Raw genomic sequence first — 22,542 nt, forward strand, 5'->3', positions numbered from 1 at the left:
CCAGTCCCATCGATTGAGAGGGTATATGCGGCGCTTTGCCGCGCAGCTTTCATGTAAGGCTGCACCCGGCACTTTGACAGTGTATATTCATCCAGTCCTTAGCCGTATACTCCTGCATTATTTACGCCCGCCGTGCGAGGCCATCTTGGACAAGATCCTGATTCGTGGGGCTAGAACCCACAACCTGAAGAATATCGACCTGACCCTGCCCCGGGACAAACTGATCGTCATCACCGGCTTGTCCGGCTCCGGCAAATCGTCCCTGGCGTTCGACACGCTGTATGCCGAAGGTCAGCGGCGCTATGTGGAATCGCTGTCGGCCTATGCCCGTCAGTTCCTGTCGATGATGGAAAAGCCAGACGTCGACACCATTGAAGGCTTGTCGCCGGCGATTTCCATCGAACAAAAGTCGACCTCCCATAACCCGCGCTCTACCGTGGGCACCATCACCGAAATATACGACTACCTGCGCCTGCTGTACGCGCGGGTGGGTATCCCCCGTTGCCCGGACCACGACATTCCGCTGGAAGCCCAGACCGTCAGCCAGATGGTCGACCTGGTGCTGGCCCAACCGGAAGGCGCCAAGCTGATGCTGCTGGCGCCGGTGATTCGCGAGCGCAAGGGCGAACATCTCTCTGTATTCGAAGAACTGCGTGCACAGGGCTTTGTGCGCGCGCGCATCAACGGCAAGCTGTATGAGCTGGACGAAGCGCCGAAACTCGACAAGCAGAAGAAGCACTCGATTGATGTAGTGGTCGATCGCTTCAAGGTGCGGGCCGACCTGCAGCAGCGTCTGGCGGAATCGTTCGAGACCGCGTTGAAGCTGGCAGACGGTATCGCCCTGGTGGCGCCGATGGACGACGAGCCGGGCGAAGAGATCATCTTCTCCGCGCGCTTTGCCTGCCCGATCTGTGGCCATGCCATCAGCGAGCTGGAACCCAAGCTGTTCTCCTTCAACAACCCGGCCGGTGCCTGCCCGACCTGCGACGGCCTGGGCGTGAAGCAATTCTTCGACATCAAGCGCCTGGTTAACGGGGAGCTGACATTGGCGGAGGGCGCGATACGCGGCTGGGACAGGCGTAACGTCTACTACTTCCAGATGCTCGGGTCGTTGGCGTCCCACTACAAGTTCAGCCTTGAAGTGCCATTCAACCAACTGCCGGCAGAACAGCAGAAAGTCATCCTCAATGGCAGCGGTTCGCAGAACGTCGACTTCAAGTACCTGAACGACCGTGGCGACATCGTCAAGCGCTCCCACCCGTTCGAAGGCATCGTGCCGAACCTGGAGCGGCGCTACCGTGAGACTGAATCGGCGAGCGTGCGAGAAGAGCTGGCGAAATTCCTCAGCACCCAACCGTGCCCGGATTGCCGGGGCACTCGCCTGCGTCGTGAAGCACGGCATGTGTGGGTCGGCGAGAAAACCTTGCCCGCGGTAACCAACCTACCAATTGGCGATGCCTGTGAATACTTCGGCGTACTGAAGCTGACCGGGCGCCGTGGGGAAATTGCCGACAAGATCCTCAAGGAAATTCGCGAGCGCTTGCAGTTCCTGGTTAACGTGGGCTTGGATTATCTATCCCTGGACCGCAGCGCCGACACCTTGTCGGGCGGTGAAGCGCAGCGCATTCGCCTGGCCAGCCAGATCGGTGCCGGCCTGGTGGGGGTGTTGTACATCCTCGATGAGCCTTCGATTGGCTTGCACCAGCGCGATAACGATCGCCTGCTGGGCACGTTGAAACACCTGCGGGACATCGGCAACACGGTGATTGTGGTCGAGCACGATGAAGACGCGATTCGCCTGGCGGACTACGTGGTCGACATTGGTCCAGGCGCCGGCGTGCATGGTGGGCATATTGTCGCCGAAGGCACGCCTGCCGAGGTAATGGCACATCCCGACTCGTTGACCGGCAAGTACCTGTCCGGCCGCGTGAAGATCGCAGTGCCAGCCAAGCGCACACCGCGCAACAAGAAGATGGCATTGCACCTCAAGGGCGCGCGCGGCAACAATTTACGCAATGTAGACCTGGAAATCCCCCTGGGCCTGCTGACCTGCGTGACTGGTGTTTCCGGCTCTGGCAAGTCGACGCTGATCAACAACACGCTGTTCCCCTTGAGTGCCACCGCCTTGAACGGCGCGACCACCCTGGAAGCTGCAGCGCACGACAGCATCAAGGGCTTGGAACACCTGGACAAGGTGGTCGATATCGACCAGAGCCCGATTGGCCGCACACCGCGCTCCAACCCCGCGACCTATACCGGGTTGTTCACGCCGATTCGCGAGCTGTTCGCCGGCGTGCCGGAATCCCGTTCTCGGGGCTACGGGCCTGGCCGGTTCTCATTCAACGTCAAGGGTGGGCGCTGTGAAGCATGCCAGGGCGATGGCCTGATCAAGGTGGAGATGCACTTCCTGCCGGACATCTACGTGCCGTGCGATGTGTGCAAGAGCAAGCGTTATAACCGCGAAACCCTGGAGATCAAGTACAAGGGCAAGAGCATCCACGAAACCCTTGAAATGACCATCGAGGAAGCCCGGGTGTTCTTCGATGCGGTTCCGGCGTTGGCGCGCAAGCTGCAAACGCTGATGGATGTGGGCCTGTCGTATATCAAGCTGGGGCAGTCGGCGACGACGTTGTCCGGGGGTGAGGCGCAGCGGGTGAAGCTGTCTCGCGAGCTGTCCAAGCGTGATACTGGCAAGACCCTGTACATCCTCGATGAGCCGACCACGGGCCTGCACTTCGCGGATATTCAACAGTTGCTGGACGTGCTGCACCGCTTGCGAGACCACGGCAACACCGTGGTGGTGATCGAGCACAACCTCGATGTGATCAAGACCGCCGATTGGCTGGTCGATCTAGGGCCGGAAGGCGGATCCAAGGGCGGCCAGATCATTGCAGTAGGTACACCGGAGCAGGTCTCCGAGATGCCGCAGTCGCATACTGGTTACTACTTGAAACCACTGCTGGCGCGCGACCGGGCCTGATTTATCAGGCCCAATAAAAAGCCCCTTTCACTACTGAGGTGACAGGGGCTTTTTTGTAGCCGGAAATCAGAACTGCGATTGCAGGTAATTCTCCAGCCCCACCAATTTGATCAGGCCCAACTGCTTTTCCAGCCAGTAGGTGTGATCTTCTTCGGTATCGTTCAACTGCACGCGCAGGATTTCCCGCGTGACGAAGTCGCTGTGCTGCTCGCAGAGTTCGATTCCCTTGCAGAGCGCGGCACGCACCTTGTACTCAAGACGAAGATCGGCTGCAAGCATGTCAGGTACGCTGGTGCCCACGTCCAGATCGTCGGGACGCATACGTGGCGTGCCTTCGAGCATCAGGATACGGCGCATCAGCGCATCGGCGTGCTGTGCCTCTTCTTCCATTTCGTGGTTAATACGCTCGTAGAGTTCGGTAAAACCCCAGTCTTCGTACATGCGCGAGTGGATGAAATATTGGTCACGAGCCGCCAGTTCGCCCGTCAGCAACGTGTTGAGGTAATCGATTACGTCGGGGTGACCTTGCATCGCCCTACATCTCCCTGCTTGAAAGTCTGTAGTTTGAACCATGATGACTCGGAGGTCACGGGACTAACGGCAGAAAAGTGAAGATTTCCGGAGAAAAGTAGCTGAAATAACGCAAAAACCGCCCAAATGAGGGCGGTTCTGCTTATCGTTTAGAGTCAGTTAAGCGATACACCGAGTGCCTTTGCGATTGTTTCTCCATAAGCAGGATCTGCCTTGTAGAAGTGCTGCAATTGACGCTGGACCACATCACTGGAAACTCCGCCCATTGCCCCCGCGATATTGCTGGTGAGCAATGCCTTCTGCTCATCGCTCATCAAGCGGAACAGCGCACCGGCGTGGCTGTAGTAGTCGGTGTCTTCACGGTGATCGTAACGATCAGCTGCACCGCTCAAAGCTAACGCTGGCTCGGCGTACTGAGGCGCTTGCTTTGGTGCTTCGGCGTAGCTGTTCGGTTCGTAGTTCGGAGTCGCTCCACCATTACTGCCAAATGCCATCGAACCATCACGCTGGTAGCTGTTCACCGGGCTGCGCGGAGCATTCACCGGCAGCTGCTGGTGGTTGGTACCCACGCGGTAGCGGTGGGCATCTGCGTAAGCGAATACGCGACCTTGGAGCATACGGTCTGGCGACAAGCCAACGCCTGGAACCATGTTGCTTGGGCCGAACGCTGCCTGCTCCACTTCAGCGAAGTAGTTCTGCGGGTTACGGTTAAGCTCCAACTCGCCGACTTCAATTAACGGGAACTCTTTCTGTGACCAAGTTTTGGTCACATCAAACGGATTCTCGTAATGAGCATTCGCCTGGGCCTCGGTCATGATCTGGATGCAAACCCGCCATTTCGGGAAGTCACCACGCTCGATCGCACCAAACAGATCACGCTGGGCATAGTCAGGATCGGTACCGGCCAAGCGCGCAGCCTCAGCCGGCGCCAGGTTCTTGATGCCTTGCTTGGTCTTGTAGTGCCACTTCACCCAGTGCCGCTCGCCATTGGCGTTAATCAAGCTGTAGGTGTGACTGCCAAAGCCGTGCATATGACGGTAGCCATCGGGAATACCACGGTCCGAAAACAGGATGGTGACCTGGTGCAGCGCCTCTGGAGAGTGCGACCAGAAGTCCCACATCATTTGCGCGCTTTTCAGGTTGCTTTGCGGCAAGCGCTTTTGAGTGTGGATGAAATCCGGGAATTTCAACGGATCGCGTATGAAGAACACCGGTGTGTTGTTACCCACGATGTCCCAATTGCCTTCTTCGGTGTAGAACTTCAAGGCAAAACCACGGGGATCGCGCTCAGTGTCTGCAGAACCACGCTCACCGCCCACAGTGGAAAAGCGCAGGAACGTTGGAGTTTGCTTACCGACGGACTCGAACAACTTGGCGCTGGTGTACTGGGTGATGTCCCGAGTAACCGTGAAGGTGCCGTAGGCACCCGACCCTTTGGCGTGCACGCGACGCTCAGGGATGTTTTCACGGTTGAAATGGGCAAGCTTCTCGATCAGGTGAAAATCGTCAAGAAGCAGCGGGCCGCGCGGGCCGGCTGAACGGGAATTCTGGTTGTCCGCAACGGGAGCGCCGCTGGCGGTGGTAAGGATTTTATTCTGGCTCATGCTCAATTTCCCTCAGGTCGGACTTGGAACTGCCGGCTAATCGGCTTGGGGGGAGTATTGACCATCAACATGACACCTACAAATTCATTAAATCGTAAGTCCCAATAGAAAATAACTACCAACACCCTTGTGCACATAGTGCCGAGCGTTGCCGGTGGACGCTTGTACAAATCGCGCTTTTGTTACGCGCACAAAAAACCGGGCACTAGGCCCGGTTCTTCGTTACAGCTTGTCGTCTTACTCGGCGCTTACAGCTTCGCCGGCAGTAGCACGATCAACCAACTCGACGTACGCCATAGGCGCGTTGTCGCCAGCGCGGAAACCGCACTTGAGGATGCGCAGGTAGCCACCCTCACGGGTAGCGTAACGCTTGCCCAGGTCGTTGAAGAGCTTACCAACGATAGCTTTCGAACGAGTACGGTCGAAAGCCAGACGGCGGTTAGCCAGGCTGTCTGTCTTAGCCAAAGTGATCAGCGGCTCAGCAACGCGACGCAGTTCTTTAGCTTTCGGCAGTGTAGTTTTGATCAGCTCGTGCTCGAACAGCGACACCGCCATGTTTTGAAACATGGCCTTGCGGTGCGAGCTGGTACGGCTCAGGTGACGACCACTTTTACGATGACGCATGGTTCATTCCTTACCAAACTCACGTTCGGTGATTACGACGATCAGGCAGTCGCCTTGTCGTCCTTCTTAAGACTTGCAGGCGGCCAGTTGTCGAGGCGCATGCCGAGGGACAGACCGCGGGAGGCCAGAACGTCCTTGATTTCAGTCAAGGATTTCTTGCCCAGGTTCGGAGTCTTCAACAGTTCTACTTCGGTACGCTGAATCAGGTCACCGATGTAGTAAATGTTTTCCGCCTTAAGGCAGTTAGCCGAACGTACAGTCAGTTCCAGATCGTCAACCGGGCGAAGCAGGATCGGATCGATCTCGTCTTCTTGCTCGATTACCACTGGTTCGCTGTCACCCTTGAGGTCGACGAACGCAGCCAACTGCTGTTGCAGAATGGTTGCAGCACGGCGGATAGCCTCTTCAGGATCCAGAGTACCGTTGGTTTCCAGATCAATAACCAGCTTGTCCAGGTTAGTACGCTGCTCGACACGGGCGTTTTCCACCACGTATGCGATACGGCGAACCGGGCTGAACGAAGAGTCAAGCTGCAAACGACCAATGCTGCGGCTTTCGTCTTCATCGCTCTGACGCGAGTCGGCCGGTTCATAACCACGACCACGAGCTACGGTGAGCTTCATGTTCAGGGCGCCGTTAGACGCCAGGTTAGCGATTACGTGATCGGGGTTAACGATCTCGACATCATGATCCAGCTGAATATCGGCAGCGGTAACCACCCCCGAACCCTTCTTCGACAAGGTCAGCGTAACTTCGTCACGGCCGTGCAGCTTGATAGCCAGACCTTTAAGGTTCAACAGGATTTCAATTACGTCTTCCTGTACACCTTCGATGGCGCTGTACTCGTGGAGCACACCGTCAATCTCGGCCTCGACTACTGCACAGCCGGGCATTGAGGACAACAGGATGCGGCGCAGCGCGTTGCCCAGGGTGTGGCCAAAACCACGCTCGAGAGGCTCGAGAGTGATCTTGGCGCGGGTTGGACTGACAACCTGCACATCAATGTGGCGGGGTGTCAGGAACTCATTTACCGAAATCTGCATGGATGCACCTATTTTCTAGCCCTTACTTGGAGTAGAGCTCGACAATCAGGCTTTCGTTGATGTCGGCGGACAGATCACTGCGAGCAGGAACGTTCTTGAAAACGCCCGACTTCTTCTCAGTGTCTACTTCTACCCATTCTACGCGGCCACGTTGGGCACACAGATCGAGAGCTTGGACAATGCGAAGTTGGTTTTTTGCTTTCTCGCGAACTGCGACCACGTCACCAGCACGAACCTGATAAGACGGAACGTTTACGGTCTGACCGTTAACGCTGATCGACTTGTGCGATACCAGCTGACGGGATTCGGCACGAGTCGAACCAAAGCCCATACGGTATACAACGTTGTCCAGACGGCATTCGAGCAGTTGCAGCAGGTTTTCACCGGTTGCACCTTTCTTGCCAGCAGCTTCTTTGTAGTAGCCGCTGAACTGACGTTCGAGAACGCCGTAGATACGACGGACCTTCTGCTTTTCACGCAGTTGGGTGCCGTAATCGGACTGGCGACCGCGGCGTTGGCCGTGGATACCAGGTGCTGCTTCAATGTTGCACTTCGATTCGATCGCGCGCACGCCGCTCTTCAGGAAGAGATCGGTGCCTTCGCGACGAGCGAGTTTGCATTTTGGACCAATGTAACGAGCCATTCTTTACAATCTCCTGGATTACACGCGGCGCTTCTTCGGCGGACGGCACCCGTTGTGCGGGATTGGCGTCACGTCGGTGATGCTGGCGATCTTATAGCCACAGCCGTTCAAAGCACGGACAGCAGACTCACGACCTGGGCCTGGACCTTTGACGTTAACGTCGAGGTTTTTCAGGCCATATTCCAGCGCAGCTTGACCAGCACGTTCAGCAGCTACTTGAGCAGCAAACGGAGTGGACTTGCGGGAACCGCGGAAACCCGAACCACCGGAGGTAGCCCAAGAAAGCGCGTTACCTTGACGGTCGGTGATGGTCACGATGGTGTTGTTAAAAGATGCATGGATGTGGGCGATGCCATCAACCACTGTCTTTTTAACTTTTTTACGAGGACGAGCAGCAGGTTTTGCCATGATAATTTTCCTGTCGATTCGCTGGGGCGATTACTTGCGGATCGGCTTACGCGGACCTTTACGGGTACGCGCGTTAGTCTTGGTACGCTGACCGCGTACTGGAAGACCACGACGATGACGCAGACCGCGATAGCAACCGAGGTCCATCAAACGCTTGATTTTCATGTTGATTTCGCGACGCAGGTCACCTTCAGTGGTGAACTTCGCCACTTCGCCACGCAGCAATTCAATCTGCTCGTCGCTCAGATCCTTGATCTTAGCGGCTGGGTTTACCCCAGCAACTGCGCAAATTTTCTGCGCAGTAGTGCGACCAACACCATAGATGTAGGTCAGCGAGATAACAGTGTGCTTGTTATCTGGAATGTTAACGCCTGCAATACGGGCCATTCAGTGGGACTCCAATTGACAGCTACCTACGCCCCGGAAGCCAAGAAATAGGGCGCGAGATAATATCGCTGTAATAACAAATAATCAACCCGGCAGCGCACTAGCTGCCGGGCTTCAAGCGGATCACACTCAGCCTTGGCGCTGTTTGTGACGCGGTTCCGCGCTGCAAATTACTCGAACAACACCTTCGCGGCGAATAATCTTGCAGTTACGGCACAGCTTTTTCACCGATGCACGAACTTTCATCACCAACTCCTCGAACCTTATGGGTACTCAGCGCAACATGCCGCTGCCGTAACCCTTCAGGTTGGCTTTCTTCATCAGGGATTCGTACTGGTGCGAAACGAGGTGCGATTGTACTTGGGACATGAAGTCCATCACAACCACGACCACGATCAGCAACGAGGTCCCGCCAAGGTAGAACGGAACGTTTGCTGCAACCACCAGGAACTGGGGCAACAAGCACACGGCCGTCATATATAGAGCACCGAACAGGGTCAAACGAGTCAGAACGCCATCAATGTAGCGCGCAGACTGCTCACCTGGACGAATACCCGGAATAAAGGCACCGGACTTCTTCAGGTTTTCCGCTACGTCTTTCGGATTGAACATCAACGCCGTATAGAAGAAGCAGAAGAAAATAATCCCTGCACTAAACAGCAGAATATTCAACGGCTGACCAGGAGCGATCGACTGAGAGAGGTCCTGCAGCCAGCCCATATTTTCAGACTGACCAAACCAGGTACCCAACGAAGCCGGAAACAGCAAAATGCTGCTCGCGAAAATTGCCGGAATAACACCGGCCATATTCACTTTCAGCGGCAAGTGGCTGGTCTGCGCAGCAAAAACCTTACGGCCCTGCTGACGCTTGGCGTAGTGAACAGCAATACGACGCTGGCCACGCTCAATGAACACCACAAAACCGATAATCGCTACTGCCAGCAAACCGATGGCAACCAAGGCAAAGATATTGATATCACCCTGACGTGCAGACTCGAAAGACTGCCCGATTGCTCTCGGAAGACCGGCGACGATACCTGCGAAAATCAACATCGAGATACCGTTACCAACACCACGCTCAGTAATCTGCTCACCCAGCCACATCATGAACATCGCACCAGCCACAAACGTGGATACCGCGACGAAATGGAAGCCAAAGTCACCAGTGAACGCAACACCCTGCCCCGCCAAGCCAACGGACATGCCGATAGCTTGAACCAGGGCAAGGATGACGGTGCCGTAGCGGGTGTACTGGCTAATCTTGCGACGGCCAGCTTCACCTTCCTTCTTCAACTGCTCCAGCTGCGGGCTGACGGCTGTCATCAATTGCATGATGATCGATGCCGAGATGTACGGCATGATCCCCAGTGCAAAAATGCTCATCCGTTCCAGCGCGCCGCCAGAAAACATGTTGAACAAGCTAAGAATGGTCCCCTCATTCTGTCGAAACAGGTCTGCGAGTCGGTCCGGGTTGATACCTGGAACCGGGATGTGTGCGCCTATTCGGTAGACGATAATCGCCAGGAACAGAAAACGCAGACGAGCCCAAAGTTCAGACATACCGCCTTTGCCGAGCGCTGAGAGAGCACCTTGCTTAGCCATTTATTCCTCGAACTTGCCGCCAGCTGCTTCGATAGCCGAACGCGCACCTTTGGTGGCGCCGATTCCCTTGCCGATAGTGACAGCGCGAGTCACTTCACCGGACAGCATGATTTTCACACGCTGTACGTTGACGTTGATCACGTTGGCATCTTTCAGGGTCTGCACAGTAACGATGTCGCCTTCCACTTTAGCCAGCTCGGACAGACGCACTTCTGCGCGGTCCATGGCCTTCAGGGAAACGAAACCGAACTTAGGCAGGCGACGATGCAGCGGCTGTTGACCGCCTTCAAAGCCTGGAGCGATGGTGCCACCGGAGCGGGAGGTCTGACCTTTGTGACCACGGCCACCAGTCTTACCCAAACCGCTACCGATACCACGGCCCGGACGATGCTTTTCGCGACGGGAACCCGGCGCTGGACTCAGATCATTGAGTTTCATCGATTAACCCTCGACACGCAGCATGTAGTAAGCCTTGTTGATCATCCCGCGATTCTCGGGAGTATCCTGGACTTCTACAGTGTGACCGATGCGACGCAGACCCAAACCCTTAACGCACAATTTGTGGTTAGGGATGCGGCCGGTCATGCTTTTGATCAGCGTTACTTTAACGGTAGCCATGATCAGAAGATCTCCTTGACGCTTTTGCCACGCTTGGCGGCAATGGATTCAGGAGATTGCATAGCTTTCAAACCTTTGAAAGTGGCGTGAACCACGTTTACCGGGTTAGTCGAGCCATAGCACTTGGCCAGAACGTTCTGAACGCCAGCAACTTCGAGGACAGCACGCATAGCGCCGCCAGCGATGATACCGGTACCTTCAGAAGCAGGCTGCATGTACACCTTCGAAGCGCCGTGAGCGGACTTCATTGCGTACTGCAGCGTGGTGCCGTTCAGATCAACTTGGATCATGTTGCGACGAGCAGCTTCCATTGCCTTCTGGATCGCAGCAGGCACTTCACGTGACTTGCCACGGCCGAAGCCAACGCGCCCTTTACCATCACCAACCACGGTCAACGCGGTGAAAGTGAAGATACGGCCGCCTTTAACGGTTTTGGCTACGCGGTTAACTTGAACCAGCTTCTCAATGTAGCCTTCGTCGCGCTTTTGGTCGTTATTTGACATAACTTAGAACTCCAGCCCAGCTTCACGAGCAGCATCAGCCAGCGCTTTAACGCGGCCATGGTACTTGAAGCCAGAGCGGTCGAAAGCCACTTGCGAGACGCCAGCGGCCTTAGCACGCGTAGCGACCAGCTGGCCAACCTTTGTGGCCGCGTCGATGTTGCCAGTGGCACCATCACGCAGTTCTTTATCCAAAGTCGAGGCGCTGGCCAGGACTTTGTTGCCGTCGGCCGAGATGACCTGGGCGTAGATGTGCTGCGACGAGCGGAACACGCAGAGACGCACGACTTCGAGTTCGTGCATTTTCAGGCGTGCTTTGCGAGCGCGACGCAGTCGAGTAACTTTTTTGTCGGTCATTTGCTATGCCCTACTTCTTCTTGGCTTCTTTACGACGGACGACTTCGTCCGCGTAGCGCACACCTTTGCCTTTGTACGGCTCTGGTGGACGGAAGTCGCGGATCTCAGCAGCCACTTGACCTACCAGTTGCTTATCGATGCCCTTGATCAGGATATCGGTCTGGCTAGGAGTCTCAGCGGTGATGCCTTCCGGCAGTTCGTAATCCACTGGGTGCGAGAAGCCAAGGGCCAGGTTCAAAACCGTGCCTTTTGCTTGCGCTTTGTAACCAACACCGACCAGCTGGAGCTTACGCTCGAAGCCTTGGCTTACGCCTTGGACCATGTTGTTTACCAACGCACGCGTGGTACCAGCCATTGCGCGAGTTTGTTGATCGCCATTGCGAGCAGCGAAACGCAGCTCACCAGCTTCTTCAACGATCTCAACGGACGAATGGATATTCAGTTCAAGAGTGCCCTTGGCACCCTTCACCGAAAGCTGTTGGCCTGCGAATTTGACTTCGACACCGGCTGGCAGCTTAACGGGGTTCTTAGCGACGCGAGACATGCTTATCCCCCCTTAGAACACAGTGCAAAGAACTTCGCCGCCGACACCGGCAGCGCGCGCAGCACGATCCGTCATCACACCTTTGTTGGTGGAGACGATAGACACGCCCAGACCGCCACGAACTTTCGGCAGATCTTCAGCGGACTTGTACTGACGCAGGCCTGGACGGCTAACGCGCTTCACTTCCTCGATGACCGAACGGCCTTCGAAGTACTTCAGCTCGATGGACAGCAGTGGTTTGATTTCGCTGCTGATCTGATAACCCGCAATGTAGCCTTCGTCTTTCAGGACTTTGGCAACAGCAACCTTCAACTTGGAAGATGGCATGCTTACGACGGACTTTTCAGCCATCTGGGCATTACGGATACGAGTTAGCATGTCCGCTAACGGGTCCTGCATACTCATGGGCTAGACGCTCCTAATACAAAAAAATTAGCCTTGCGGCTACATATGTCGCTGAGAATCTCCGGGTAAAAAACACGGGCTCAGGCGAGCCGCGTATTTTAGACACACTCCGGAAATGAAACAAGCCCCAAAAGGGGCTTGTTCCAGATTCAGGGTCACCGGTGGTCAGTATCTTTCGATTCAGACCACCTGGACGCTGAAAGTACTTACCAGCTGGCTTTAACCAGACCTGGTACGTCACCACGCATTGCCGCTTCACGCAGTTTGTTACGGCCGAGGCCGAACTTGCGGTAAACGCCGTGTGGACGACCGGTCAGGCGGCAGCGGTTACGCATGCGCGAGGCGCTTGCGTCACGTGGCTGCTTCTGCAGGGCAACTGTAGCTTCCCAACGCGCTTCTGGACTTGCGTTCAGATCAACGATGATTGCTTTCAGTGCTGCACGCTTCTTGGCGTACTTGGCAACCGTGAGCTGACGCTTCAGCTCGCGGTTTTTCATGCTCATCTTGGCCATGGTCCTACTCCAATCAGTTGCGGAACGGGAATTTGAAAGCACGCAACAGGGCGCGACCTTCATCATCGTTCTTGGCAGTGGTGGTCAGGGTGATGTCCAGACCGCGGAGAGCATCGATCTTGTCGTAGTCGATTTCCGGGAAGATGATCTGCTCTTTAACGCCCATGCTGTAGTTACCACGACCATCGAAGGACTTGGCATTCAGGCCGCGGAAGTCGCGAACCCGAGGCAGGGAGATCGACAGCAGACGATCCAGGAATTCGTACATACGCTCACGGCGCAGAGTCACTTTGACGCCGATCGGCCAACCTTCACGGACTTTAAAGCCAGCGATGGATTTCCGAGCGTAAGTCACAACGACTTTTTGACCGGTGATCTTTTCCAGGTCAGCAACAGCGTGCTCGATGACTTTTTTGTCGCCGATCGCTTCGCCCAGACCCATGTTCAGGGTGATTTTGGTAACGCGCGGAACTTCCATCACGTTCCCGAGCTTAAGTTCTTCCTTAAGCTTGGGGGCGATTTCCTTCCGGTAAATCTCTTGTAGTCGTGCCATGGTCTTATCTACCTAGCAGTGTTCAAGCATCAACCGCTTTTTGGGTCGACTTGAAGACACGAATTTTCTTACCGTCTTCTACTTTGAAACCAACGCGGTCAGCCTTGTTGGTTTCGCCGTTGAAGATGGCGACGTTAGAAGCGTGCAGTGGCGCTTCTTTCTCGACGATACCGCCCTGTACGCCCGACATCGGGTTAGGCTTGGTATGACGCTTGACCAGGTTCAGACCACCAACGACCAGACGGTCGTCAGCGAGAACCTTCAGCACCTTACCGCGCTTACCTTTGTCTTTGCCGGCGATCACGATGATCTCGTCGTCACGACGAATCTTTTGCATGTCGGATCTCCTTACAGCACTTCTGGGGCGAGCGAGACGATCTTCATGAACTTCTCAGTACGAAGTTCACGGGTCACTGGCCCAAAGATACGGGTGCCGATCGGCTCTTGCTTGTTGTTCAGAAGAACAGCAGCGTTGCCATCAAAGCGGATAATGGAGCCATCTGCACGGCGTACGCCGTGACGAGTGCGGACTACAACAGCAGTCATCACTTGGCCTTTTTTCACCTTACCGCGAGGAATTGCTTCCTTCACGGTAACTTTGATGATGTCACCGATACCAGCGTAACGACGATGGGAGCCACCCAGCACCTTGATGCACATAACACGGCGAGCGCCGCTGTTATCGGCCACATCGAGCATGGATTGAGTCTGAATCATATAATTTCTCCGACCCCTAGTCCTTAGACTTCCACAGCGCGTTCGAGAACATCAACCAGTGCCCAAGACTTGGTCTTGGCCAGCGGACGAGTTTCACGAATAGTGACTTTGTCGCCGATGTGGCACTGGTTGGTTTCGTCGTGCGCGTGCAGCTTAGTCGAACGCTTAACATATTTACCGTAGATCGGGTGCTTAACGCGACGCTCGATCAAAACGGTGATGGTTTTGTCCATCTTGTCGCTGACAACACGGCCAGTCAGCGTACGGACAGTCTTTTCGGCTTCAGCCATGATCACTTACCTGCCTGCTGGTTGAGCACAGTCTTCACGCGAGCGATGTCACGCTTAACTTGCGAGAGCAGATGAGACTGCCCCAACTGGCCAGTTGCTTTCTGCATGCGCAGATTGAACTGGTCGCGCAGCAGGCCGAGCAGTTGCTCGTTCAGCTGCTGTGCGGATTTTTCACGAAGTTCATTCGCTTTCATCACATCACCGTCCGTTTAACAAAGGCGGTGGCGAGCGGCAGCTTTGCAGCAGCCAGGGCAAAAGCCTCACGCGCCAGCTCTTCAGTTACACCCTCGATTTCATACAGGACTTTGCCTGGCTGAATCTGGGCTACCCAGTATTCCACGTTACCCTTACCTTTACCCATCCGAACCTCGAGAGGTTTTTTGGAGATCGGCTTGTCCGGGAATACACGGATCCAGATCTTGCCGCCACGTTTTACGTGACGGGTCAGTGCACGACGCGCTGACTCGATCTGACGAGCGGTGAGACGACCACGAGCTACAGACTTCAGCGCGAACTCGCCGAAGCTGACTTTGCTACCGCGCTGAGCCAGACCACGGTTGTGGCCTGTCATCTGCTTGCGGAACTTCGTACGCTTTGGTTGCAACATTTGGCGTACCCCTTACTTAGCAGCTTTTTTACGAGGCGCTGGTGCTTGTGGTTTCAGTTCTTCTTGGCGACCACCAATTACTTCGCCTTTGAAGATCCAAACCTTTACACCGATCACACCGTAAGTGGTGTGAGCTTCGTAGTTGGCATAGTCGATGTCGGCACGCAGGGTGTGCAGTGGCACACGACCTTCGCGATACCATTCAGTACGTGCGATTTCAGCACCGCCGAGACGACCGCTCACTTGGATTTTGATGCCTTTGGCACCAATGCGCATGGCGTTCTGTACGGCGCGCTTCATAGCGCGACGGAACATTACGCGACGCTCCAGCTGCTGAGCTACGCTCTGCGCAACCAGCATACCGTCGAGCTCCGGCTTGCGGATCTCTTCGATATTGATGTGCACAGGCACACCCATTTGCTTGGTCAGGTCCTGACGCAGTTTCTCAACATCTTCACCTTTCTTCCCGATAACGATACCTGGACGAGCGGTGTGGATGGTGATACGTGCAGTTTGCGCCGGACGATGGATATCGATACGGCTTACGGACGCGCTTTTTAGTTTGTCTTGGAGATACTCACGCACCTTCAGATCAGCGAACAAATAGTCCGCATAAGTCCGACCGTCTGCGTACCAGACGGAGGTGTGCTCCTTGACGATTCCCAGGCGAATGCCAATGGGATGTACTTTCTGACCCATCTCTTCGACTCCGTTACTTGTCAGCAACCTTGACAGTGATATGGCAAGACCGCTTGACGATGCGATCAGCACGGCCTTTGGCACGCGGCATGATGCGCTTCAGCGAACGCCCTTCGTTGACGAAAACGGTGCTGACCTTCAGGTCATCAACGTCTGCGCCTTCGTTATGCTCGGCGTTGGCTACGGCCGACTCCAGCACTTTCTTCATGATCTCGGCGGCTTTCTTACTGCTGAAAGCCAACAGGTTGAGCGCTTCGCCCACCTTCTTCCCGCGGATCTGGTCGGCGACCAAGCGGGCTTTCTGGGCGGAGATTCGAGCGCCCGACAACTTAGCGGCTACTTCCATTTCCTTACCCCTTAACGCTTGGCTTTCTTGTCTGCCACGTGCCCACGATAAGTGCGGGTACCGGCAAACTCGCCTAGTTTGTGGCCGACCATGTCTTCGTTAACGAGAACTGGGACGTGCAGACGACCGTTGTGTACAGCGATGGTCAGACCGACCATTTGTGGCAGGATCATCGAACGACGCGACCAGGTCTTAACTGGTTTGCGATCGTTCTTTTCCGCCGCCACTTCGATCTTCTTCAGTAGGTGAAGATCAATAAAAGGACCTTTTTTCAGAGAACGTGGCACTGTCGTATCCCTCTATTTACTTGCGACGACGGACGATCATTTTGTCGGTACGCTTATTACCACGAGTCTTCGCACCCTTAGTCGGGAAGCCCCATGGCGATACCGGATGACGACCACCAGAGGTACGACCTTCACCACCACCGTGTGGGTGGTCAACCGGGTTCATGGCAACACCACGAACGGTTGGGCGAACGCCACGCCAGCGTTTGGCACCAGCTTTACCCAGCGAACGCAGGCTGTGCTCGGAGTTCGAGACTTCACCCAGGGTCGCGCGGCATTCAGCCAGCACTTTACGCATCTCACCAGAACGCAGACGCAGGGTCACGTAGACACCTTCACGAGCGATCAGCTGAGCCGAAGCACCAGCGGAACGAGCGATTTGCGCGCCTTTACCTGGCTTCAATTCGATGCCGTGTACGGTGCTACCAACTGGAATGTTACGCAGTTGCAGAGCGTTGCCCGGCTTGATCGGCGCCAAGGCACCTGCGATCAGCTGGTCGCCAGCACTCACGCCTTTAGGCGCGATGATGTAGCGACGCTCGCCATCTGCGTACAGCAGCAGAGCGATGTGAGCAGTACGGTTTGGATCGTATTCGATACGCTCGACAGTGGCAGCGATGCCATCTTTGTCATTGCGACGGAAATCGACCAGACGATAATGCTGCTTATGGCCACCACCAATGTGACGAGTGGTAATACGACCATTGTTGTTACGACCACCAGTCTTCGATTTCTTCTCGAGCAGCGGTGCGTGAGGAGCGCCTTTATGCAGCTCCTGATTGACCACCTTGACCACAAAACGGCGGCCAGGGGAAGTCGGTTTGCATTTAACGATTGCCATGATGCACCCCTTCCTTACTCAGCACTGCTGCTGAAATCGAGATCTTGGCCTGGCTGAAGGGAGATAACTGCCTTCTTCCAGTCATTACGCTTGCCCAGACCGCGAGCAGTGCGCTTGCTCTTACCCAGAACATTCAGGGTAGTAACACGCTCAACTTTCACGCTGAACAGGCTTTCGACGGCCTTCTTGATTTCCAGCTTGGTTGCGTCAGTTGCAACCTTGAAAACGAACTGGCCTTTCTTGTCAGCCAGAACCGTAGCCTTTTCGGAAACGTGCGGGCCAAGCAGAACTTTAAATACGCGTTCCTGGTTCATCCCAGCAGCTCCTCGAATTTCTTCACGGCCGACACGGTGATCAACACCTTGTCGTATGCGATCAGACTAACTGGATCGGAACCTTGCACGTCACGTACATCAACGTGTGGCAGGTTGCGAGCAGCCAGGTACAGGTTCTGATCAACAGCTTCAGACACGATCAAAACGTCGGTCAGGCTCATGTTGTTCAGTTTGCCCAGCAGATCTTTGGTTTTTGGACTTTCAACAGCGAAGTCCTGAACCACGACCAGGCGATCAGTACGCACGAGTTCAGCAAGGATGGAGCGCAGTGCTGCGCGATACATCTTCTTGTTGAGCTTCTGAGAGTGATCCTGTGGACGAGCTGCGAAAGTGGTACCGCCGCCGCGCCAGATTGGGCTACGGATAGTACCGGCACGAGCACGGCCAGTACCTTTCTGACGCCAAGGGCGCTTACCGCCACCACGAACGTCGGAACGGGTCTTTTGCTGCTTGCTACCTTGACGGCCGCCGGCCATGTAGGCCACGACTGCTTGGTGAACCAGCGTCTCGTTGAATTCGCCGCCAAATGTCAGTTCGGAAACTTCGATCGCTTGAGCGTCATTTACATTTAATTGCATGTCAGCTTCCCCTTAACCGCGAGCCTTGGCCGCTGGACGTACAACCAGGTTGCCGCCAGTAGCGCCAGGAACAGCACCCTTGACCAACAACAGATTGCGTTCAGCGTCGACGCGCACTACTTCGAGGGACTGCACGGTCACGCGCTCAGCGCCCATATGACCGGACATTTTTTTGCCCTTGAATACACGACCAGGAGTCTGGCACTGGCCAATAGAGCCCGGGACGCGGTGGGAAACGGAGTTACCGTGAGTGTTGTCTTGACCACGGAAATTCCAACGCTTGATCGTACCCTGGAAGCCTTTACCCTTGGACTGACCGGTTACATCAACCAGTTGACCAGCGGCGAAGATTTCAGCGTTGATCAGATCGCCAGCCTGGTAGTCGCCTTCTTCAAGACGGAACTCCATGACAGTACGACCAGCTGCAACGTTTGCTTTAGCGAAGTGACCTGCTTGAGCAGCAGTCACACGCGAAGCGCGACGCTCGCCGACAGTGACTTGCACTGCACGATAGCCATCGGTTTCTTCAGTTTTGAACTGGGTGACGCGATTCGGCTCGATCTCAATGACCGTAACCGGAATGGAGACACCTTCTTCGGTGAAAATACGGGTCATACCGCATTTACGACCGACTACACCAATAGTCATGTTGTAAACCTCATGAGTGTACGGGGCTTTCACCCGCTATGGCCGCCCATTTCAGAGCGTTACACGACTAAGACCCAAGTCTTAGCCGAGGCTGATCTGCACTTCCACACCGGCCGCAAGATCAAGCTTCATAAGTGCATCAACGGTTTTATCCGTTGGCTGGACGATGTCCAGTACGCGCTTATGAGTACGGATCTCGTACTGGTCCCGCGCGTCTTTGTTGACGTGCGGGGAGACCAGAACGGTGAACCGCTCTTTACGGGTAGGCAGTGGAATTGGACCACGCACTTGAGCACCAGTACGTTTCGCGGTTTCCACGATTTCCTGGGTGGATTGGTCGATCAGGCGATGGTCAAAAGCCTTCAACCTGATACGGATTTGCTGATTTTGCATTGGATTTCAGACTCCGGCTGCTATTCCCAGCGAGCGCAATACGCCCGTTAAAAGGAGGCGCAATTCTATAGACGCCCAAGATAGGTGTCAACCCAATAAAAAAGCCCCCGCTGAGCGGGGGCTTTTCAAAGCATCGAAGCTATCTCAGAAGAGACGCTTACTCGATGATTTTAGCTACAACACCAGCACCAACGGTACGGCCACCTTCACGGATAGCGAAGCGCAGACCGTCTTCCATTGCGATGGTTTTGATCAGGGTAACTTCCATTTGGATGTTATCGCCTGGCATTACCATTTCAACGCCTTCTGGCAGCTGGCAGTTACCAGTCACGTCAGTAGTACGGAAGTAGAACTGTGGACGGTAGCCTTTGAAGAACGGAGTGTGACGACCGCCTTCTTCCTTGCTCAGAACATAAACTTCTGCGGTGAACTTGGTGTGCGGCTTAACCGAACCCGGCTTAACCAGAACCTGACCACGCTCAACGTCGTCACGCTTGGTACCACGCAGCAGAACGCCGCAGTTCTCGCCAGCACGACCTTCGTCAAGCAGCTTGCGGAACATCTCAACACCGGTGCAGGTGGTGGTGGTGGTGTCACGCAGACCAACGATTTCCAGCGGATCTTGAACGCGAACGATACCGCGCTCGATACGACCAGTCACAACAGTACCACGACCGGAGATCGAGAATACGTCTTCGATTGGCATCAGGAACGGCTTGTCGGTCAGACGAACTGGTTCTGGGATGTAGCTGTCCAGGGTTTCAACCAGTTTACGAACGGCAGTGGTGCCCATTTCGTTATCGTCTTTACCTTCCAGCGCCATACGAGCAGAACCGATGATGATCGGAGTGTCGTCGCCTGGGAAGTCGTAAGTGCTCAGCAGATCGCGCACTTCCATCTCAACCAGTTCCAGCAGCTCAGCGTCGTCTACCAGGTCAGCCTTGTTCAGGAAAACCACGATGTACGGAACGCCTACCTGACGGGACAGGAGGATGTGCTCACGGGTTTGTGGCATCGGACCATCAGCGGCCGAGCAAACCAGGATCGCGCCGTCCATCTGGGCAGCACCGGTGATCATGTTCTTCACATAGTCAGCGTGACCTGGGCAGTCAACGTGAGCGTAGTGACGGATCTTCGAGTTGTACTCGACGTGCGCGGTGTTGATGGTGATACCACGAGCTTTTTCTTCTGGAGCGCTGTCGATTTTATCGAAATCAACGACTGCAGAACCGAAAACCTCGGAGCAGACGCGAGTCAGAGCTGCGGTCAGAGTGGTTTTACCGTGGTCAACGTGACCGATAGTGCCAACGTTGACGTGCGGTAGGGAACGATCAAATTTTTCTTTAGCCACGACAATTAACTCCTTGCCTAAAGGACTGAATCAGCCTTGTTTTTTGGATACAGTTTCAGCGATGTGCGCCGGAGCTGTGTTGTATTTTTTGAATTCCATAGAGTAGCTTGCGCGACCCTGGGACATGGAGCGAACGTCGGTCGCATAACCGAACATCTCACCCAACGGAACCTCGGCGCGAATCACTTTGCCGGAAACCGTGTCTTCCATACCCAAGATCATGCCGCGACGACGGTTAAGGTCGCCCATGACATCACCCATATAGTCTTCAGGTGTAACAACTTCTACCGCCATGATTGGCTCAAGCAACTCACCACCGCCCTTCTGGGCCAGTTGCTTGGTTGCCATGGAAGCAGCCACCTTAAACGCCATCTCGTTGGAGTCGACGTCGTGGTAAGAACCGTCAAAAACGGTTGCTTTCAGGCCGATCAGCGGATAGCCGGCAACAACACCGTTCTTCATCTGCTCTTCGATACCCTTCTGGATAGCAGGGATGTATTCCTTAGGAACAACACCACCTACTACTTCGTTCACGAATTGCAGACCTTCCTGACCTTCGTCAGCAGGAGCAAAACGGATCCAGCAGTGACCGAACTGACCACGACCGCCGGACTGACGAACGAACTTGCCTTCGATTTCACAGTTCTTCGTGATGCGCTCACGATAGGAAACCTGAGGCTTACCGATGTTGGCTTCGACGTTGAACTCACGGCGCATCCGGTCAACCAGGATGTCCAGGTGCAACTCGCCCATGCCAGAGATGATCGTTTGACCAGTCTCTTCATCAGTTTTGACGCGGAAAGATGGATCTTCCTGAGCAAGCTTGCCCAGAGCGATACCCATTTTTTCCTGGTCATCCTTGGTCTTAGGCTCTACGGCAACCGAAATAACCGGCTCCGGGAAGTCCATGCGAACCAGGATGATTGGCTTGGCAGCGTCGCACAAAGTCTCACCAGTGGTGACGTCCTTCATGCCGATCAAGGCCGCGATGTCACCAGCGCGCACTTCCTTAATCTCTTCACGGGCGTTTGCGTGCATTTGCACCATACGACCCACACGCTCTTTCTTGCCTTTGACCGAGTTGATCACGCCGTCGCCGGAGGCCAACACGCCCGAGTAAACACGGACGAAGGTCAGAGTACCCACGAATGGGTCGGTAGCGATCTTGAACGCCAGAGCCGAGAACGGCTCGCTGTCGTCAGCGTGACGCTCCATCTCTTCTTCCTCGTTATCAGGGTTGGTACCCTTGATAGCAGGAATGTCGGTTGGAGCAGGCAGGTAGTCGATCACGGCGTCGAGAACCAGGGGAACACCCTTGTTCTTGAAGGAAGAACCGCAAACAGCCAAGACGATCTCACCAGCGATAGTACGCTGACGCAGAGCGGCCTTGATTTCCACGTTGGTGAGTTCTTCACCTTCGAGGTACTTGTTCATCAGCTCTTCGCTGGCTTCGGCGGCAGCCTCAACCATGTTGTTGCGCCACTCGTCAGCCAGTTCCTGCAACTCTGCAGGGATAGGCTTGCGAACAGGAACCATACCTTTGTCAGCGTCATTCCAGTAGACCGCTTCCATGTTGACCAGATCGATCTGACCTTGGAAGTTGTCTTCGGAACCGATAGCCAATTGGATTGGCACCGGAGTATGACCCAGACGCTGCTTGATCTGACCGATCACGCGCAGGAAGTTGGCGCCAGCACGGTCCATCTTGTTTACGTAAACAAGACGTGGAACGCCGTATTTGTTGGCTTGACGCCATACGGTTTCCGACTGAGGCTCGACACCCGAGGTACCGCAGAACACAACGACAGCGCCGTCGAGTACGCGCAGGGAACGCTCAACTTCAATAGTGAAGTCTACGTGGCCTGGGGTATCGATAACGTTGAAGCGGTGCTCGTCTTTGTACTGCTTCTCGGAACCTTTCCAGAAGGCGGTAATAGCAGCAGAAGTAATGGTAATACCACGCTCCTGCTCCTGAACCATCCAGTCTGTGGTCGCGGCGCCGTCATGCACCTCGCCCATTTTGTGACTTTTGCCGGTGTAAAACAGTACGCGCTCAGTGGTGGTGGTTTTACCAGCATCCACGTGAGCAACGATACCGATGTTACGGTAGCGGCTAATCGGAGTAGTACGAGCCATAAA

At 55.1% G+C, this 22,542-nt stretch carries 33 protein-coding genes; 1 reads left to right on the forward strand and 32 read right to left on the reverse strand.

Annotated elements, in window-relative coordinates; genetic code table 11:
* The first annotated feature begins 145 nt into the window (after positions 1 to 145).
* The gene (uvrA, locus tag FIV39_RS23485) at positions 146 to 2,980 is read left to right on the forward strand and encodes an excinuclease ABC subunit UvrA (protein ID WP_090401844.1); all 2,835 of its coding nucleotides are present in this window, start codon (positions 146 to 148) and stop codon (positions 2,978 to 2,980) included.
* A gap of 66 nt (positions 2,981 to 3,046) precedes the next feature.
* Here the strand turns inward: uvrA and bfr are convergent, their stop codons facing one another.
* The 32 genes from bfr to fusA all read right to left on the reverse strand — a co-directional run bounded on the left by bfr (position 3,047) and on the right by fusA (position 22,539).
* Complete coding sequence (gene bfr / locus FIV39_RS23490; protein ID WP_032884537.1) at positions 3,047 to 3,511, reverse strand: bacterioferritin; 465 nt, start codon at positions 3,509 to 3,511, stop codon at positions 3,047 to 3,049.
* A 155-nt stretch (positions 3,512 to 3,666) separates the two neighbouring features.
* Entirely contained in the window at positions 3,667 to 5,115 is a 1,449-nt protein-coding gene (locus FIV39_RS23495) for a catalase (protein WP_090401843.1), read from the reverse strand.
* A 237-nt stretch (positions 5,116 to 5,352) separates the two neighbouring features.
* Entirely contained in the window at positions 5,353 to 5,739 is a 387-nt protein-coding gene (rplQ, locus tag FIV39_RS23500) for a 50S ribosomal protein L17 (protein WP_003176402.1), read from the reverse strand.
* A gap of 41 nt (positions 5,740 to 5,780) precedes the next feature.
* A complete protein-coding gene (locus tag FIV39_RS23505) occupies positions 5,781 to 6,782 on the reverse strand; it encodes a DNA-directed RNA polymerase subunit alpha (protein ID WP_003176403.1) in 1,002 nt (333 codons plus the stop codon).
* Between the two features lie 22 nt (positions 6,783 to 6,804).
* Complete coding sequence (rpsD, locus tag FIV39_RS23510; protein ID WP_003176404.1) at positions 6,805 to 7,425, reverse strand: 30S ribosomal protein S4; 621 nt, start codon at positions 7,423 to 7,425, stop codon at positions 6,805 to 6,807.
* Between the two features lie 18 nt (positions 7,426 to 7,443).
* Positions 7,444 to 7,833, reverse strand: a complete 390-nt coding sequence (gene rpsK / locus FIV39_RS23515) for a 30S ribosomal protein S11 (RefSeq protein ID WP_002555466.1) — start codon at positions 7,831 to 7,833, stop codon at positions 7,444 to 7,446.
* Positions 7,834 to 7,863: 30 nt separating this feature from the next.
* Complete coding sequence (gene rpsM, locus FIV39_RS23520) at positions 7,864 to 8,220, reverse strand: 30S ribosomal protein S13 (RefSeq protein WP_024077676.1); 357 nt, start codon at positions 8,218 to 8,220, stop codon at positions 7,864 to 7,866.
* A gap of 129 nt (positions 8,221 to 8,349) precedes the next feature.
* Positions 8,350 to 8,466, reverse strand: coding sequence for a 50S ribosomal protein L36 (gene rpmJ, locus FIV39_RS23525; protein WP_002555468.1), 117 nt, complete (start codon positions 8,464 to 8,466; stop codon positions 8,350 to 8,352).
* Between the two features lie 27 nt (positions 8,467 to 8,493).
* A complete protein-coding gene (secY, locus tag FIV39_RS23530; protein ID WP_003176406.1) occupies positions 8,494 to 9,822 on the reverse strand; it encodes a preprotein translocase subunit SecY in 1,329 nt (442 codons plus the stop codon).
* Positions 9,823 to 10,260 carry a 50S ribosomal protein L15 gene (gene rplO / locus FIV39_RS23535; protein WP_003176407.1) on the reverse strand — a complete coding sequence of 146 codons (438 nt, stop codon included), beginning with the start codon at positions 10,258 to 10,260 and terminating at the stop codon, positions 9,823 to 9,825.
* Between the two features lie 3 nt (positions 10,261 to 10,263).
* Positions 10,264 to 10,440, reverse strand: coding sequence for a 50S ribosomal protein L30 (rpmD, locus tag FIV39_RS23540; protein ID WP_003176408.1), 177 nt, complete (start codon positions 10,438 to 10,440; stop codon positions 10,264 to 10,266).
* A gap of 2 nt (positions 10,441 to 10,442) precedes the next feature.
* Entirely contained in the window at positions 10,443 to 10,943 is a 501-nt protein-coding gene (gene rpsE, locus FIV39_RS23545) for a 30S ribosomal protein S5 (protein ID WP_003186035.1), read from the reverse strand.
* A 3-nt stretch (positions 10,944 to 10,946) separates the two neighbouring features.
* Positions 10,947 to 11,297, reverse strand: a complete 351-nt coding sequence (gene rplR / locus FIV39_RS23550; protein ID WP_003186037.1) for a 50S ribosomal protein L18 — start codon at positions 11,295 to 11,297, stop codon at positions 10,947 to 10,949.
* Between the two features lie 10 nt (positions 11,298 to 11,307).
* On the reverse strand, positions 11,308 to 11,841 hold the full coding sequence (gene rplF / locus FIV39_RS23555) for a 50S ribosomal protein L6 (RefSeq protein ID WP_003176412.1): 534 nt from the start codon (positions 11,839 to 11,841) through the stop codon (positions 11,308 to 11,310).
* Between the two features lie 12 nt (positions 11,842 to 11,853).
* Entirely contained in the window at positions 11,854 to 12,246 is a 393-nt protein-coding gene (rpsH, locus tag FIV39_RS23560; protein ID WP_003176413.1) for a 30S ribosomal protein S8, read from the reverse strand.
* 206 nt (positions 12,247 to 12,452) lie between these two features.
* The gene (rpsN, locus tag FIV39_RS23565) at positions 12,453 to 12,758 is read right to left on the reverse strand and encodes a 30S ribosomal protein S14 (protein WP_003176414.1); all 306 of its coding nucleotides are present in this window, start codon (positions 12,756 to 12,758) and stop codon (positions 12,453 to 12,455) included.
* Positions 12,759 to 12,771: 13 nt separating this feature from the next.
* Complete coding sequence (gene rplE / locus FIV39_RS23570) at positions 12,772 to 13,311, reverse strand: 50S ribosomal protein L5 (RefSeq protein ID WP_003194642.1); 540 nt, start codon at positions 13,309 to 13,311, stop codon at positions 12,772 to 12,774.
* Between the two features lie 22 nt (positions 13,312 to 13,333).
* The gene (gene rplX / locus FIV39_RS23575; RefSeq protein WP_007896770.1) at positions 13,334 to 13,648 is read right to left on the reverse strand and encodes a 50S ribosomal protein L24; all 315 of its coding nucleotides are present in this window, start codon (positions 13,646 to 13,648) and stop codon (positions 13,334 to 13,336) included.
* An 11-nt stretch (positions 13,649 to 13,659) separates the two neighbouring features.
* Positions 13,660 to 14,028 carry a 50S ribosomal protein L14 gene (gene rplN, locus FIV39_RS23580; protein WP_002555479.1) on the reverse strand — a complete coding sequence of 123 codons (369 nt, stop codon included), beginning with the start codon at positions 14,026 to 14,028 and terminating at the stop codon, positions 13,660 to 13,662.
* A 23-nt stretch (positions 14,029 to 14,051) separates the two neighbouring features.
* Entirely contained in the window at positions 14,052 to 14,318 is a 267-nt protein-coding gene (rpsQ, locus tag FIV39_RS23585; RefSeq protein WP_003176419.1) for a 30S ribosomal protein S17, read from the reverse strand.
* 2 nt (positions 14,319 to 14,320) lie between these two features.
* On the reverse strand, positions 14,321 to 14,512 hold the full coding sequence (gene rpmC / locus FIV39_RS23590) for a 50S ribosomal protein L29 (protein ID WP_002555481.1): 192 nt from the start codon (positions 14,510 to 14,512) through the stop codon (positions 14,321 to 14,323).
* On the reverse strand, positions 14,512 to 14,925 hold the full coding sequence (rplP, locus tag FIV39_RS23595; protein ID WP_003232424.1) for a 50S ribosomal protein L16: 414 nt from the start codon (positions 14,923 to 14,925) through the stop codon (positions 14,512 to 14,514). Before rplP ends, rpmC begins: the two co-directional genes overlap by 1 nt.
* Positions 14,926 to 14,937: 12 nt before the next feature.
* Positions 14,938 to 15,624: a 30S ribosomal protein S3 gene (gene rpsC / locus FIV39_RS23600; RefSeq protein ID WP_003176422.1), complete on the reverse strand. Its 687-nt coding sequence runs from the start codon at positions 15,622 to 15,624 to the stop codon at positions 14,938 to 14,940.
* A 13-nt stretch (positions 15,625 to 15,637) separates the two neighbouring features.
* Positions 15,638 to 15,970 (reverse strand): 50S ribosomal protein L22, encoded by a 333-nt coding sequence (rplV, locus tag FIV39_RS23605; RefSeq protein ID WP_003103908.1) that lies wholly within the window; start codon positions 15,968 to 15,970, stop codon positions 15,638 to 15,640.
* Positions 15,971 to 15,981: 11 nt separating this feature from the next.
* Positions 15,982 to 16,257 (reverse strand): 30S ribosomal protein S19, encoded by a 276-nt coding sequence (gene rpsS / locus FIV39_RS23610; protein WP_003232420.1) that lies wholly within the window; start codon positions 16,255 to 16,257, stop codon positions 15,982 to 15,984.
* A gap of 16 nt (positions 16,258 to 16,273) precedes the next feature.
* Positions 16,274 to 17,098, reverse strand: a complete 825-nt coding sequence (gene rplB / locus FIV39_RS23615; RefSeq protein ID WP_003210080.1) for a 50S ribosomal protein L2 — start codon at positions 17,096 to 17,098, stop codon at positions 16,274 to 16,276.
* A gap of 14 nt (positions 17,099 to 17,112) precedes the next feature.
* Positions 17,113 to 17,412, reverse strand: coding sequence for a 50S ribosomal protein L23 (rplW, locus tag FIV39_RS23620; protein ID WP_002555488.1), 300 nt, complete (start codon positions 17,410 to 17,412; stop codon positions 17,113 to 17,115).
* Entirely contained in the window at positions 17,409 to 18,011 is a 603-nt protein-coding gene (gene rplD / locus FIV39_RS23625) for a 50S ribosomal protein L4 (RefSeq protein WP_003176424.1), read from the reverse strand. The genes rplW and rplD overlap by 4 nt, the downstream gene beginning before the upstream one ends.
* Positions 18,012 to 18,023: 12 nt before the next feature.
* Complete coding sequence (rplC, locus tag FIV39_RS23630) at positions 18,024 to 18,659, reverse strand: 50S ribosomal protein L3 (RefSeq protein ID WP_007253310.1); 636 nt, start codon at positions 18,657 to 18,659, stop codon at positions 18,024 to 18,026.
* A gap of 81 nt (positions 18,660 to 18,740) precedes the next feature.
* Positions 18,741 to 19,052: a 30S ribosomal protein S10 gene (gene rpsJ / locus FIV39_RS23635; protein ID WP_003186070.1), complete on the reverse strand. Its 312-nt coding sequence runs from the start codon at positions 19,050 to 19,052 to the stop codon at positions 18,741 to 18,743.
* A 157-nt stretch (positions 19,053 to 19,209) separates the two neighbouring features.
* Positions 19,210 to 20,403, reverse strand: a complete 1,194-nt coding sequence (gene tuf / locus FIV39_RS23640) for an elongation factor Tu (RefSeq protein ID WP_090401842.1) — start codon at positions 20,401 to 20,403, stop codon at positions 19,210 to 19,212.
* 30 nt (positions 20,404 to 20,433) lie between these two features.
* Positions 20,434 to 22,539: an elongation factor G gene (gene fusA, locus FIV39_RS23645; protein WP_090401841.1), complete on the reverse strand. Its 2,106-nt coding sequence runs from the start codon at positions 22,537 to 22,539 to the stop codon at positions 20,434 to 20,436.
* Between the last annotated feature and the right edge of the window lie 3 nt (positions 22,540 to 22,542).

Origin of the sequence: Pseudomonas grimontii, from assembly GCF_007858185.1 — a bacterium.
Lineage (GTDB): Bacteria > Pseudomonadota > Gammaproteobacteria > Pseudomonadales > Pseudomonadaceae > Aquipseudomonas > Aquipseudomonas grimontii.